The sequence below is a fragment of the Gramella sp. AN32 genome, assembly GCF_023718305.1.
GTDB lineage: Bacteria > Bacteroidota > Bacteroidia > Flavobacteriales > Flavobacteriaceae > Christiangramia > Christiangramia antarctica.
This window is the reverse complement of record NZ_QEYO01000006.1, coordinates 182,357-198,591: the sequence shown is the minus strand read 5'-3', so window position 1 is coordinate 198,591 and position 16,235 is coordinate 182,357. Positions and strand designations below refer to the sequence as shown.

The following is a 16,235-nucleotide window of genomic DNA, read 5'->3' as shown; positions in this document are numbered from 1 at the left end:
GAAGATTTTACGAATGAAAATTTTTAATAGAATTATATATTTATCATTTCCGACTTATTTCCTACCCCGGAAATCTCAACATTTTGAATAGCCCTGGAAATAGCCACGTAAACCAATGATCTCTCACTTCTCAAATGGCTTTCTTTCTCTTCATCAGTATAATATTCAAATCCACGAGGCAGGAATGGACAGGTTCTTTCGTTTACATCCACTAAAAAGACTTGTTTGAATTCAAGCCCTTTTATATTATGAAATGTCAATAAAGGTATACCTTCAGCATCCCCAATTCTATTTCCTCCTTGAAACTCACAATAGGGAATCCCGGCATTATGTAAACCGCTTCTGAAATCTTTATACCCGTTTTTGGTTCGTGAGGTTATAGCTAATTCCGATAGCGAATAGCCCTGGTTAATTAAAGTTTGAACCCTCTCTATTAAATGATTTATCTCCTGATCTTTTGTCTTAAATGTAGTATAACTTGGATCTACACCGTGAAACAGAGAGATATAACCGGCTTTTTCCTCCTCTTCTCCATCGAAATCATCATAGGATATATCCTTAATAATAGATATTGCTAATCTTTTAATTTCTTCTGAAGTACGATAATTCACTCGTAAGCGTCTACTCTTCTTTCCTCTAACATTTATTCTTGCTCCTCGGGAAAAATTAATCCTTCGGTCATAAATTTTCTGAAGCGGATCTCCTACCATAAACAAATCATTAGGTTTTTCTTCCACTAATGCTCGCACTAACCTTAGCTCAGCATTTGAAAAATCCTGTAACTCATCAACCAGGCAATGTGAATATGGCCTTATCTCTTTCTCATTTAGATAATCACTTAGAGTATTATATAGTTCGGCCTTATAGAAATAATTCTCTCTATTTTTTATTTCTCTGAACTTTTCAAAATGATCCCATAGTCCTTTTTTCTGTCTTCTGGAAATGGGCTTACCCATCCCAGTGCGATAGGTTTTAAGATAATCTTTAAGATTAGATACATTATTGTTGAGTATCACATCGCAATATTCTTTTTCAAGAAAATCAGCCCCATAGGAGATTAGATTCTCATTGAGAAGTTTTTCCCATAATCTATTCGCCGCTTGATTATCATACTCCAGAATTTTTGCATCTGAAGGCACCAATCCATATTCTTTTGCTAAATCCAGTGCAAGAGCATCAATATTTCGAATGCTTACATTGGAGAGATGAAAGTTTAAACCTCTTGTAGATTCCAATAAGTTGTTTGTAAGGGCTCTTGTAAAGGTGGTAAATAAAATCTTTTCTCCCGGCCTACTGTTTTCCACCAAATACTTTAACCGATGCATCGCAGCTACAGTCTTCCCAGTACCTGCACCCCCAGTAATTTTTGCAGAGCCAGGAAAATTATTGGTTACAATCTTTCTCTGTTCCGGATGTAAATAGTATTTCCACTTATCCAATCCTCCTTCCAATACTTCATTAAATACATTATTATCAGTGAACTCAATAAAACTTCTCTGGTTATTAAAACTTTCTGCTTGCTTTTCAAGCTCCTCCGCTTTGACCTTGCCTTCTTCAACTTCTGATATAAGCTTTTCAATATCCCCATCAGCCGCCAAGTAAAACAATTGTTCATAAACCCCTTCTGGTAAAAAGTCTTCTAACTGATATAAATCTTGATCCACTTTAATTTTCCGTACCGATGGCAAAATAATTTCCGGCAGACCTAACCTTTTTAAGTCTTTATCTGAATATTCTGCAAAAAGACCGGGGATATCAAAATTTTCTGTTTTAAAATTAGGTAAAGGAGTGACCTCCGGGTTATCGAAAATTTGTAGTGCTTGCGTATCAACATTCCAGTCGATAACCTTATTTTCAGCCCATTGATAAGCTTTATCATGGTGGTCCACCCAAAGCAGGTAAAAGATATTACCATCATTAAATGATTTCAAAATTGCTCGGTAAGTTTGATCAATCCTGGCAGATCTAAGAGTAGGATCTTTGAATGTTGATATTGGTTCTAAATGAATTGCAGCAGACTTGGAATCCTTTCTAAATTTCTCCTGAAAATCAACTACCTTTTTTTGAATTCCTTTTGGCAGATCTACAAAACTATTCCAAAACTTATGATAATGTAAAATCTTAATTCCTTCCATAGTTAATTAAATTTTGATTATTTCAAACCCCTTCTTTATAAAGACTTGTTCATCCTCCAAAGAATTAGGATTTATAACTTGTTTAGAGTTATGTATTATTAATTCAGCTTCTGCCTTTACTTTTCCTTGTTCGAACAAATTGTTGAGTCTAATTTCATCTTCTTCATTTTTCACTTCTCCTCTATCAAATATTTCTATTAAATAGGGATGTAATTCCTCTTCAAATACACCTAGCAAATCTTCTAAAGAATATTTTTCCTCCTCTGTACCCAGTGTTTCATCCTTCAAATCATAAAATTGGAGTAAATTATATAAAGTCCAGAAATGGGTCCAATCATCCTTGTTAATCTCTTCAGTATCAAGAAAACTTAAACTAGCCAAAACTTCATTTCGTTGAATATTTACAACGGCCGCTAAATTTAAAAGCGCATTTTTAGGCATCCCCGAAAAAACGACTAAACCATCCAGGGTCCTATTGCTTTTGCAGTATTCATCAAATTTCTCCTGAGTTAAAGCAGCTTCTACATCATTAGGGCTATATGAGGGAGAAAATAGTTTCTTTTGAAACATACCAAGGTAAAATGCCCAGCTTTTCAGGTATTTTGAGTCAACGAGAGGATATTTTAAAACTTCCAGAAACCTTTCAAAGTTATTTTGTGCAAGATGAACATTTAGAAGCCCAAGCGGTTTCGATTGTAATAGTAGTTTCCTACTATCCTTATATCCATCTTCCCTAAGTATTTGCTCTAAAAAGTCAGCTCTATTCTCCTGATCCTTCTCCTTTAAGAAGCTTTCGTCAAACCTGTCTAAATCCTCCCAGCTAAGCGTCCATGTCTGGTATTCTGCGCTTCTGGTTATGGCTGCTCGTTTTTGAAAATCATTTAAAAATCTGTTGTTTTCTTTAGATGCGTGAAATTGATACCCATCTAGGTAAATTGCAGTTTTAGGGATAGTTTCAAGGGCATCGACTTCTTTGCCACTGACCTTACAATAAGTACATATAAACAGAAAATCACAACGGGTATGGTACTCCACCCCATCTACATTTCCCAGATCAACCTGGGGACGTATATGATAATGAATCACATCCTCTCCTTTTGAATACTTAAGGGAATAATTAATTATACCATCTTGATTATGTCTTCCAAATTCCCAATCTTCGTTATTGTTACCTAAAATCCGAAAACTTCTTATAAATCGTTCTTCAAGTTCAGACTCCTCAATTTGTCCCTTATTGGTAATATTCCCTAAACCGGAAGGGAAATTCTCCCAGGATGCCTTCTTTTTTATTATGCTTTCAAATCGCTTTTCTGCTCTTTCCCTGCTTAATTCAGTTTGGTAATACTGATTGGAGTATGAATAAATACATCTGTAGCACCCATCTTTTCCCTGGTGTTGGCATGTGCAGTTTGCAATACCTTCATAGGCCTGTTGAAGAACTTCATTAAATACGGCTAAATCAAATAACTTCTCCAAATATCCAGTACCACCAGGAATTGTATCGTACAGAATTAAATATCTGTCAAATTTGCTTGTTCTTTGATTGTATTCCCGATAATCTGAAAGCATTATATGTTGAGGATTCCCTTTGAAGTATTTTTTTAATCCGAGTTCAATCCCTGACCTAAACATTTTAATTTCAGCCTCACTATTAAAATCCTGAATTGGTAATAGTATTTTTAAGGCCTCTGTTTTTACTTCTCTAAAGAAGAAAACCTCTTCAAATATATCATTGGATTTACCATCATAGGTTTCCTCCTTATACTTACAATATCCGTAATGCTGTTTATAATCTTTCTGATGAATATGAGAAGATGATTTCCCGCAATGTCTACAAGTTATAAAACCGTGGGCGGGGACATCTAAATCATTAATTTTTATCTTTCGGGAACTGCCAATATCCGAACGTCCCAAATTGGAATCAGTAATGGTAACGTTTTTAACGTATTCAATCCCGAAAGGCACCTCCTTCATTGCCCAGGCCCCTCCCGATATTGAGTCCTTAAAATTAAAATGCTTCAGTATGGTATAATTCTCCTGATCTCTTTCATCTTTTGAATCATTAATTGAAGCATCCGATTTATTGTTAAACGACTTAACCGATAGTAACTTGGCGTACTTATGAATGTTTGAAGATGCACCCCAGGAAGGATGTCCACACTTAGGACAACACTTAGTTTTATTTAGATCTGCCCTTTCTATATGATCACAATTGGAACAAAAACGTTTATCGTAAAAATTGCCCTTATCCGACCAGTCAAAGGTATTAACTCCAGTGATTTTGAATTTATAACCTTGTGAATAGAAATGGTTATCGGGGGCAAATTCTCTAATAGCTATGCTTGCTGCTCGTACTATCTCAAACTCTTCACTTAAGGGGAATTTGTCACTACCTTCTGGCTTATTCCCTAAAACCTTAGCGTTGAGAGTTACTCCGGTTTCAGGAAAAGCATAATTGGGTAAAGCTCCAATATTCGTTAAATGTTCTAACGTAAGCCTGTTTTTTATACTTCTTATAATCCCTCCAAGGTTCTTCTTCTCATTCTCGAGTTCAATTAACTCAGGATCCTCCTTACCGAGATTAAGCTCCTCTATTCTAGCAAAAACTTCTTTACGTTTCTCCTCAATGAATAATATTTCCTCTTTTAATTTGGGAAAGATCTTTCTATGAAACGAATAAAATTGTTCATTCTCTAAGTATGCCTTTAGTTCATCGATTACCTCCAGTTTTATATCCCTTCTGTAACAGGACACAAAATCTTCAAATAATGTTTTTTCGTTAACCTTTATAAAATGGAGAATTCTGTTTAAAAAGAACTCTCTCGAATTCAAATCTGTAGTGTGTAGTTTTAAAATTGAGATTCTTGGAGGAATCTTATTTTCTTTAGGTTTTTCTGATGCCCAGCTATCCAGGCAGTATGCAAAAAAATGTCTTTTCAGGATCTCCATTGCCTCCAGATAACATCCCGGGGTAGAAACCTCACCCGCCATCATATCAAGTGGTTCTCTATAATAGAATAAATCATGTGATTTACTCTGGGCGAAGTTTACAAGTAAGGCTGATCCACTGGCCCTACCTGCCCGACCTACTCGTTGGAGAAAATTAGAGGGCATAGGAGGCACAGAATTATTGAAAGCTGTATTCAATGTCCCTATATCAATTCCCATTTCAAGTGTGCTCGTGGCAACCATTGCATTTTTAGAATTGAAATCCGGTCTACATTTAAAGTCAATTTCTAGTTTTTCTCTTTTTTCTCTTGCTAATAACCCGGTATGATCGGCTGCATAAATTCGGGGAGATCTGTTGCGGTTATACACCATCTGATAATAGTTAAGATTATCATCATTTAGGATAGCGCTATATTTACCGTTACAACGATAAATTAAACATTCCCCTCCCTCTGCAGTTAATTTAGGGTCTGAAGTGTGTAGATTGTGACCGCATTTATTGCATCCTAAGTCAAACACCTTAGTATTTACGTAAATTTTCTCAGGATTCAGCACAAAATTTGAAATCTCCTTAGACTCCTTTCTGTCCAGGACACCAGTTTCATTTAGGGCTATTAATAGCTTTTCATAGAAGTCATTTAAATAATCGGCATGATTATTCGACTGTTGAAAGCTCTTCTTATAATAAACGTGAAACCAATTGGTACTTTGGGAATAAGTACTGTCCAAAATCCCTCTGCCTTCCTTTTGAAAGGTTACGGGTTTAGGCATACGGGTTTGGGGACCAAATTGCCTGTTTAGAAAATGTCTAGAATCCTTCATCCAGTTGAGATCCCATCGTTTCAGGTTCCCTGTTCTGAATTTTTCCAGGTAGGGATGATTGATGGCTCCCCGACTCCTTATTCGATGCAATATCAAATGAACAAATGTTATAAACTCATCTTTTTTGATAGTTCCACTTGGTTCATTTTTATCTAACCAGGGTTTTAATTTCTCCCATACCTCCTCAATACTTTGGGAATCAAAATATACAGCTGAAGATCCAGTTTTCTCTAGAGTTCTACCTATTAAGGAATTGTAACCAAATTCAGAAAAAACCTCCCAATCCATTCGATGATCAAATTCCTTTTGAAAGTGTGCATCATATCTCTTGTTTTCCTTGTAATCTTCCGGATTTGACTTGCCTAAATAGTCCGTTGGATAGAACCTGTAGTAATAAGCGTCTATGGGTTTATTCCCACTTTGATCTGCATTCTTCTTCCAGAAATCTTTAAAGAGATCTGCAACCTCTTTTAAATTCTTTGGTTCTCCTTGGGAATTAAGGACTTTTTGTAAAGATGAACGGAAAGTAAACCTGTAATTCCTGGCTTCTACAAAACCTGCCTGGTGCGCTGCATCCTGTACTGAATTGGTAAACGCCAGAACTTTCCTTTGTTTTTCATCCTGATTATCCAGGTCAGTCGAAAGAATTTGACTAACCCCTATGCTGCTTAAAGTTGCAGTACGTGTTCCAATAATAGAGACCGTATTTCTGGTATTGCATTCCGGGCAAACATGATCATTATACCCACTATTCGTTAATTTCCTGAATGCTGTAATATCAACTCTTCCTTCATCTTCATCATCATAGAATTCAAGATTCCTATTGTACACGAATTTTCTGAATTGATTGGAAGCCTCATACCCCGCATTCGCAGCATCCAGAGAAGAAAACCACTCGGTAAGATTTGCGAAATAAATATGCTTGTGATTTTCAAAGAATTTAGAATAGGTATCCTGTACATCCTTTTCAAATCGCTCCTTATTATCGTGTTTAATACCAATCCATCCCGACGCTCCGCACTCTCTGCAGAACCACGGGGGCAATGCTAACCTTTCATCCTCATCCTTCTCATCCTTCCACGTGAAACTAGGTTCTGTTTGCATCTCTCTCAAAATGCCGCTTAGCTCCCGAATCCAAATCTGAGCCTGGGTAAATAAAAATGGAGACTTTTTCTTTTCGCCCACTTTAGCCTCAGAGATCAAACTAAATAATGATTGAACAAGGATTTCTTTAGGATTAAACCTGAATTCCTCATCCCACTGCGGAACTTTTCTGAATTCCTTATTAACGGAATTTAATCTCTGGTTGATTTCAGATAAAGTATGCAGTCCCGCACCCTCGTTAGTAACAGCTACCAGGTCTTTTACAATTTTCAAGTCTTTTAGTTCCGATGCAAGATTGGACAGTGATAAGCCCCAGGCCTTTAATAACCTCTCTAAATACTTTTCATAGCCTTCGTTGGCTATTGGCTTAAGGCTGTTTAAATTTTCAACTTCCGGTATAAATAATCTTAGATCTTCATCATTACCAAAAAACTCTTCCGAACTTAATCTGTTTTCAGTAATTACACATTCTTCCGTAATTTTCTCTCCGAAAATTTTCGAAGCATAGTCTGCAAGTAAACCTGGAGCTTCCTTCCCGCTTCCAATAGTAGCAGAAGTTCCAACGGCACATAAATGGTCTTGAGGGATTTTAATTTTAAGCTTTAAGCGCCTTATAAGGTTAGCCACATCGGTTCCCTGGGCTCCATCATAAGTATGCAATTCATCCAAAACAAGGAACTGTAATAAATTGGAATCCTTAAGATTCCCAGTCCAAAGCTCCTGATATCCACTCTTCATCAACCCATAATCAAGCATTTTGAAATTGGTCAAAAGAATATCAGGTGGAGAATCTATAATTGAACCTCTGTTTTCTATTATATGATCAGTCCCCATACTTTTGGGATAAGAAGCTGAATTCTCGCCCTCTCCCAGGAAAAGACCGGCTGTTATTTTACCCTTCAATCGCTCATCCTCAAAAATAGCCTCAGCCAAACGCTTAGCTTGATCTGTCGCCAGGGCATTCATAGGATAAAGAATAATAACTTTTATCCCTTGACGATTTTGGTTTTTATAGCAATAATCCAAAACCGGATACATGAATGATTCCGTCTTTCCCGAACCGGTTCCTGTGGTTATAATTGTTGGTTGAGGTGGTTTTTTTTCTGTACTTAAGCGATGCCAGGATTTAACCTGGTGATCATAGGGTGGCCAATCTGGTTTTATTTCGAGTGGAATTTCCTTCCTCTCCGCCTCGGCAGCAGTAACAAATGGCAGTTTCAAAGACAAATAAGGCCCCTTGAACATCCCATTTTGCTCATCGTTTACAAAGTCATAAAATGCTTTATGCACTCTGCGATCCTGAAAACTAAATGTAGCCTTTAGATAAGCTAAAATAGATTCCTTTATTTCAATGGCCTGTTGTAAACTGAGCATGTATTACTTAATTTTTAAAACTGTTTTCCAATAACATTTCTCCATATTCAATTATTCCTTTTATCCTTTCCCGATGTAAATCTTCTATTTCATTCTCAGGCGCTGCGTAACCGAAAAAGTTAACCAAATAAATAAATCCTCGGTTTTGAGCATCTTGCGACCATCGGGTATAATAATTTGCACCATGTCTTTCATCATAAAGTTGACATTCCTCTGCAGTATATCTGGTGATGGAATCGACAAAAATTCCCTTCAAATTACTTCCATTAAATCTGCCAGCATAATTTCCTATGAACCTCTCTACCTTAACATTCCCATACCATACCCCCCAGTTGTTAAAATCATTTCTTCTTATACTAAGTTGATCCCCAATTTTAAGCTGGGTATGTATTGTTTCATGTATAATTGAATTGGGATCATTTCCTGCCTTCCAGGAAATAACAATATTATTATCTCCACTTTTCACAGGAATACCGTTGTTAACATTACCGGCTTCCAAATAGCATTCCCCTGCTTCTAAACTTTTTTCACGTGCACTAATCTCTACTATTAGATTCGATTTAGCTCGGGAATAAGCTACATACCTTAACCTTTTCTCCTCATCGATAATTTCCTGAAGTTCCACCTCGCTGTATTCCCGTGTCCTGGGTTCAAAAGGCAATTTGGCCGTCGAAGCAGGCACAATAACATTTTGATATTCCATTCCTTTTACCCTGTGAATAGTTGTGAGAATTACCGTCGGAGTTGTAATATTTCTCTGGGTCTTTAAGATTTTAAATAATTGGCCGTCATCTTTAGCAGTGATTTCCTTAACGAAATCAACAAAGTCTCCGTAAGTATGATTTTCATTATACTGATCGTAGTAGTAATTAAAAAGTCTTACAAAATCATCCAGTAAATCTTTATCCCAGTTTGGAAATTTTGGTTTGATTATATCATTAACATAGGCACCAATACCTTCTTTATCTTCAATCAAAGCACCGGCTCTATTTCTGATTATTACATTCAGGATATAAGCTATCTCTCTTTGTCTTATAAAAGATGTTGAACTACCTTTAATTTCTAACTTATAACCTGCAGTCTCTACAAGTTCATTTATTAGCTCATAGTCTTTATACAACTCTTCATTTGTCCTGAATAAAATGGCTATCTCATTATTACCTTCCTCCTGTAACAATCTATAGAATCTGGAAAGCCACTCTCCGCTACCTTCGTAAATATCAACCACTCCTTCAAACTTTTCTGTCTCTGGATTAGGTTCTATAGGTAGGTTTCTGGCGCTGCCGGGTAGTGCCAATTTACTCGTCTCAATAATTTCAGGAGTAGACCGGTAATTTATGGTTAGCATTTTCTCCTCGGGGCTGTACTCCTCATTAAATAATGCATAATAAGCCTCCGGTCCACGTTCCCCATTTTCTTTTACCCTGTCAAAACCATAGATACTCTGATTTGGATCTCCAATCGCAGTTATAAAACTCCTGAATTTAGGAGCAACTATTTTTATTATTTCTAAACGTCTGTTAGTGATATCCTGGAACTCATCTATAAAAACATACTCCACATCAGCAAATCTTCCCAGAATAGAGCGCCCTCTTTCCCGGTACAATTCGAGAAATTTTTTCTCCCAAACATTTAGATCATTCTCTTGTACTCCGTTTTGCTGTAAAACCGATCCGGTTAATGCTGAGAAGGTATATACCTGTAAAGAATTAATTAGTTTTTTATAGCCCAACTCCACAAAAAGACTTTTCAACCTCATTTTTAATTCCTCCACAACTGCACGGTTATAAGCGAGCACAAGAATTTTATGAGGGGGGATATTCTCTTCCTGAATAAGACGTGCTACCCTTAAAACAAGGGTATGGGTTTTTCCTGTTCCCGGGCCGGCTAATACCGAAACATGAGATCTCATCCCCGCTTTGTATACCGATAATTGATTGGGATTTAAACCACTTACTCTTTCTTTTAAAGCTTCAGCTCTATATGGTCCAAGCAGCTTTTCATGGTTTTTGGAATACGTCTCGATGAGTTTTATAATTTCCTTGGAATCTTTTCCCTGAAAATAATCTCGTATTAAATCGGTTTGTTTATCCTTATCTTCTAATTCACTAAAGCATTCAAGAACAATTAAACGGAGTTTCTTCATCCTTATGGTTTCAACATAAGTGAATCCCAACTTCTCATCTTCCGGTAAATCCCCTAGGGCCTCCAGTTTATCAAATTTCATTTCAATGGCCATAGGTATCAGACCTCCCTGAAAGCGTATATACCCCACTTTTCTTAAGAGATAAAAAAGATTTTCTACTTCGCTGTATTTCGGTTCTTTAAAAGGTAATCTTAGTAGTAGTTCGTTGATATCTACCACCCTGGATTCCTCCTTCATTAATTCAATTAAAAGAGAACGACCATCCTTGCAAAAGCTGGTAACAAATTTTCCTAATGCTGTTTTAGTGGCCTCAAGTTTGACTACCTGTATTATAGCTTTGGAATCCTCTGAAAATTTTGAAGTAATACTAATTTCAGGATGAAGATTTAATACAAAAAAAGCAGTCTTTAATATTCCCGATGATTTATCACTTTTAAGTATCCTACGCTGTTTTTCTAGTATTTCCAGAAGCTCAGGCTGTGTTCTCCGGGCGGTGTTCATAAAAGAAGCGAACTCCGGTTGCTTTTTTCTCTCTTTTCTTAAATCTTTAGATCTCAAATATATTTCACAATACTCGCGATCGGCGTATGAACTCAATTTATCAAGAAACTTCTCAAACAAAACGCTTTCTTCAACCTCCTGAATTAATCTTTGTAAAGTCTCATTTAATAATTCAACTTCCTCATTTCTTCTGAATTCTTCTACTAACTTTAATGCTATTTCATTTACCGCTTCAAGAAATTGAAACTCGCTATCTCGCGCTATCTTCTGAATTGCCTCATCATGTCTGCTATTCTCAGTAGGCTTAACATTGAGTTCATTTACTAATTTCAACAATCCCTTCTTCTGAGCTTTTAAAATCAACAGAAACATTTTTTCTCTGTTCACCTCCATATACTTCATCAATCCGGTACCATCTACCAAAGTGGAATCTGCATCTCTAAACTCCTCATCATAGATTTTAAAAACATAACCAAATAGCTTTTTCAAGTCATCATCAGCAATATTAGGTTCGGTTTCCCTGTCGAAGAATCCTTCATTCTGAAATTCAAGAAAAGCAGGTACATAGAATCTGGAGTGTATACGATCTGCTTGTTGTAACCAGTACAGCGACAACCTGAAAAGCGAGCCCAGGTCACTCTCTGTGTCCATATACTTTAAACTGGTACTAAGCGTATTCAACGGAATAGGAAGAAATTCCCGGTTTTGCCTTTCCTCTTTTCCTGTTATAAATTGGGCCCTATATTCTTTAAAAACTTCATAAACATTACAGATGTCATTCCAGGAAATCTGTGTTCTTTGAATCCAATCCCTGTAGCTCGGAAAGGAGTCTTTCGAGTGAAAACAAATAGCCTGAATAGGATTTTCAGATGAATATCCTGCTTTTTTCAGGTCATCTTCATTTCGGCCGGCCCTTCCCACTTCCTGTAAATAATCTTCGAAAGACCCTGAAGGCCCCAGATGATATACATGATGTATATTGCGAATATCCATTCCCATCCCAAAGGCCTTGGTGGCAAATAATATAGCTAAGGAACCGGTTTTATACTGCTCAAATGTTCTTTCCCGGGCATCCGAATCCATCCCTGCGTGATAAAAACCTGCCTTATTTGCCAGGGTATCATTCTCCTTAAATTCACTATTAACCTCAGCTGCCGCCTCTTCGGTGAGTTTCCTGCTGGTACAAAATACTATTGCCCTACTATATTCAGGTTTCAAAGACTCAGCAAGATCCTTTTTTATGGCTTTCAACTCCTTCCCCGGCTCTGTCTCCCGAAACTCAAGCTTAATATGATCCCGAATAGGGTTTAATTCCGAATATTTATCTAATTCCTTAAACTTCTTCATACAAGGCGTGTTCTAAATGTGAGGCAACTTGCTTGGTAACTGTGGCCGATAAAAGCAATAATGGCGAAGGATAGGTTTTACGAATTTGCTTTATCTGTTGGGCACAATAAAAATAATCTGGTCTGAATTCACTACCCCATTGAGAAATACAGTGGGCCTCATCAAAAATAAAATACTCAAGCCCTCCGTCAATTTTCATCCGCTGTTCTAAAGCCCATACAAAACCTTTAGACCTGAAGCGCTCCGGTGTTACAAAAACCATCAATAACTGCCCCCCGGCTATCTTCCTGTAAATATCCTTAACCTCCGCTCCTTTATCAGCATTGATGTATTCAACCCCATTCCAAAATCCTTTTTTCCATAATCCCATCACGTGATCTTCCATTAAGGCTTTCAACGGAGTAACGACTATACTCATCTTTCCGGTAAAACTCGATCTGTAGAGAGCAGGCCCCTGGAATAAAACCGATTTCCCAACTCCGGTAGGTAAGGTTACCAATACATCATCTTTTGCCGGGAAAATAATATCCAAATAATCTTTTTGCTCTGGTTTAAAAGCGTAACCGTCTATTAAGGCTGCTGAAATTCTGTCTAAATGCTCCTGTAGACTTCCATACTCAAATTCTCTTGGTGCATACAGCCACGAGCTGGTTAGCTCCCTGATTATTTCAAATACTCGACTTTTCCCTTCAACGATTTCTTTAAAATCTACCGGTAGTGCTTTGCATTTAAAACTGTCAAATAAACTGGAATTTGCCCGTGGATCCATCACCAGCAATTCATTTTGCTGGTGCTGAAGCGCCATTCGGAACATCATCCAATCATAATATTTATTCAGCCTGGCCATTGATCCTGCTACACTCGAAAGATGAGGTAATTCCATCCCTTCACTTTCTGTGTCTCCTTCTTCATCATCAATAGAAGCGGTAAGTTCGTTTGCCCGGTTAATTCCGGAAATTTCTTTTAATTCCTCCAGGGAAAGCGATTCTATAACATATAGAATTCCTTCACTAAGTGGGTAACTTAATAGTTGCTCAAAATCTTCCTGGGCCACTATCATTATTCCTTTTTCCTCCTCAACTAACCGCTCTAATCGCCGCCTTAAATTTGATTTCAAACTAGGGGAAAACCAACCTCCCAGCTTTCTTATGATTTTAGTTAAGGTATCTACCTCTTCCGGTCTCGAGACAATTAAAACACATTTATCCTTTTCTAACCTTCCGCTGCCAAGAAGTTGTATCAATGTTTTGAGCTTAACATCCCAGTATTTATCCCTGTAGAGAGTTTCAGGATTAAGATCCATTAACCGGCTACTGGCATTATTGGAGTATTTTATAAATCTTGCATCCTTAGCACCCATTCCGCTGCCTTTCGTATAAAAATCCCCTGCTTTCACGCTGGCAAATCTCTCATCTAAAACACCTGCGTTGCTCCCCCAAAGAATATATTTATCCAGGCCTTCCCGTTCAATCCAGAAATGATCTCCGGAAACCTCCTTAGCAAGCCCCTCAGCCAGTTTTTTACTGATAGGCGCATAAGACCTGCCGTTGGAAAATCGAACCCATAAGGCATTCCCTTCTTCGGTAACAGAAAGTTCCTGCTGCGTGAATTCGCCAAAATTTCGTTTTGAAGTGAAAGGCCAAAGATCGCTTCCCAACTGCACCACTTCTTTCTCACTTCTTCCTTCGAGTAATGCTTCTGAGTTTTTCTCAAAATCCCATTCCGAAACGATGCTTTTCTTTCCTAATGACTTTAATGGAGTGCAGATCTGTTCAATTGGAAAATGTTCCTGGATTTGTTGTACCAGATAGGAACTTAAAAGCCGCACGTATGGATTATGCCCTTTTGTTTCACAGGATTTATGGAATTGATCTAAAGAAGTTCTTAGAAAAGCTAAATCTGCTAGCTTTTCTTCCCATTTCGCTCTTTCAAGGCTTAGACTGTATAAGTGATTTTCTGCTTCAAAATGATAATTAGCATCATCCCTGAAATGTGGCCAGAATGGTTCTGGGCAAATGACTAACCCTGCGGTTTTAGGAACCATAGTTCCAACCACTTTATTGATCCCTGATACTTCTGAATGAAATAGCTTCTTTACCGGTTTTTCAATCGCAACATCCTTAATTTTCAAATAAGGAATAGCAGCTGCTTGATGATCTTCTAAAAAGTGGAAATTATACAGAATTTTAATCGACTTCCGAAGAGACTCATCTCCTAAGATTCGGTATAACTGATAGTAAAATAATGAGAGGGTATGCTCAACATCTTCTAAAGCATAGTGTTCGGTATTTAGGGCTAAAGAATGTGCATCAGGTCTTAGGATCGCTTCAATTTCCAGGCTGTCCCAGATTACCAGATCCGGCACCTCATCTCCATAGAGTTTTTCCAGATCAAATTCCCTGATGTTCTGACCTATTACCACATCTGCCCGTTCGAGGGCGTTTTTTAATTGCCTGATATCATCCTCAGTGGGATCCAGCTCCTCAAAAATTTCCTTGTTATTGCGGAAAGCAAGTTCCTCGATTTTTTTTGTTTGCGGATTTACCTCCAGGTCAAAACAGCAATAATTGATTTCCTTCTTTAAATACTCCTTAAAATGCACAAAATAATTCTCAATGATTACTTGAGAAGACTCTTTTTCTTCAACAAGTTTTAAGTATTCCGGCCATCCTGTTTGTTGAAGATATTTTATTCGATCCTCTTCTTTTAATGAACTAAAATTCTCTTTTAACCGCTCTCCGGGAATTTCAGAAATTTCCTCTTTTCGCCATAGATCCAGTAAACTATCAAAAGCCAGATTTTGATAAAGAATACTTCTTAAATTGTTTTGATTATCGGCAAACTTTATAAGTTTATTGAAGTGTGGCAGGGCCTGCTCTGAAATGTTCTCCAGCGATTCCAGGCCAAATTCCAGAAGCTGAGAATACTCCTTGAAATCCTGGATTTTTTGAAAAAAACCAACGAATTCTTTTGGTTCCAGTTTATTGAAAAGTTGCTGTTCCAAATGCCATTTCTTAATTGCCTTTGGATCTAAAAATGCTACTGGCAAATCCTTTTTTAACCACAGCCTTACCAGTGCTAAACTATCACCTCCTAATAGCCTTATACAGGTTTCAGTATCGGGTTTTTCGAGATTAAGATTTATGAAAGTGCTAATAAATAACTGACTCAAAATAGCATTCTGCTCGGCTTCCAGATTTTTAATCAGAAAATCTAATTGGTACTTTACAAGAAGTTCTCCTCTATCTCGCTTTAATAATAGTGGCGCTATCTCTCCCGCTTTGATTATCCCTTTGGAATCAAGCTGATTGGTAAAATGCGTAAAATCTGATTTTAATTCTTCGTAAAACGATTCTTCATTGGCTACTCCCGCCGGGTTCTCCGCAAGCAATCGACGCCTTCTTTCATCATAATACAAAAAGAAATCTACGGGCGCATTCACCTCAAGGGCCGGATAGTCTTCTTCGGGTTTCCTGATCTCCAGTTGGTTTTTTTCTCTTAAGAACTCCCCTACAGGATTAACCACCTCACCATCTTCCTTTAACCCAAAATAAGTGTTCCTGGTAATAGTCGCTATTTTGCCATATTTCTTTTTTACGATCTGTACCTCAACGAGTTGCCATTTCTCCGGAGCAGTATCCTTTGCGGGGTGAAACTTAAAGCTGGGACGGTTGCGATCATAAATAAATTGTTTGTTGAGGTCTTCCAACTTATCCACGAGTACAACATACCCGTGATTCATTTTATCACCCACGTAACTGATTACCGCATTATATATGTCACCTTCCTGTACTATCATTTCTGCTCAAAAATTTTCTCAAAATGCGACCAGGCCTGTTTTAAGTTTTGCTTATCAA

Annotated in this window: 4 protein-coding genes; all 4 read right to left on the bottom strand. The window is 37.5% G+C overall.

Annotation, left to right across the window (positions count from 1 at the left end; genetic code table 11):
- Positions 1-32: 32 nt before the first annotated feature.
- From DHD80_RS09175 to DHD80_RS09160, 4 genes are read right to left on the bottom strand one after another with little or no spacing between them, the layout of a single operon-like run.
- A complete protein-coding gene (locus DHD80_RS09175; protein WP_251740867.1) occupies positions 33-2,135 on the bottom strand; it encodes a UvrD-helicase domain-containing protein in 2,103 nt (700 codons plus the stop codon).
- Positions 2,136-2,141: 6 nt separating this feature from the next.
- Entirely contained in the window at positions 2,142-8,384 is a 6,243-nt protein-coding gene (locus tag DHD80_RS09170; protein ID WP_251740866.1) for a DEAD/DEAH box helicase, read from the bottom strand.
- 7 nt (positions 8,385-8,391) lie between these two features.
- Complete coding sequence (locus DHD80_RS09165) at positions 8,392-12,378, bottom strand: UvrD-helicase domain-containing protein (protein ID WP_251740865.1); 3,987 nt, start codon at positions 12,376-12,378, stop codon at positions 8,392-8,394.
- Positions 12,365-16,177 (bottom strand): DEAD/DEAH box helicase, encoded by a 3,813-nt coding sequence (locus DHD80_RS09160; RefSeq protein ID WP_251740864.1) that lies wholly within the window; start codon positions 16,175-16,177, stop codon positions 12,365-12,367. The genes DHD80_RS09165 and DHD80_RS09160 overlap by 14 nt, the downstream gene beginning before the upstream one ends.
- Positions 16,178-16,235: the final 58 nt, after the last annotated feature.

Coding starts and splice junctions, on each gene's coding strand:
- DHD80_RS09175 (WP_251740867.1), bottom strand. CDS start 2,135: ATGGAAGGAATTAAGATTTTACATTATCATAAGTTTTGGAATAGTTTT.
- DHD80_RS09170 (WP_251740866.1), bottom strand. CDS start 8,384: ATGCTCAGTTTACAACAGGCCATTGAAATAAAGGAATCTATTTTAGCT.
- DHD80_RS09165 (WP_251740865.1), bottom strand. CDS start 12,378: ATGAAGAAGTTTAAGGAATTAGATAAATATTCGGAATTAAACCCTATT.
- DHD80_RS09160 (WP_251740864.1), bottom strand. CDS start 16,177: ATGATAGTACAGGAAGGTGACATATATAATGCGGTAATCAGTTACGTG.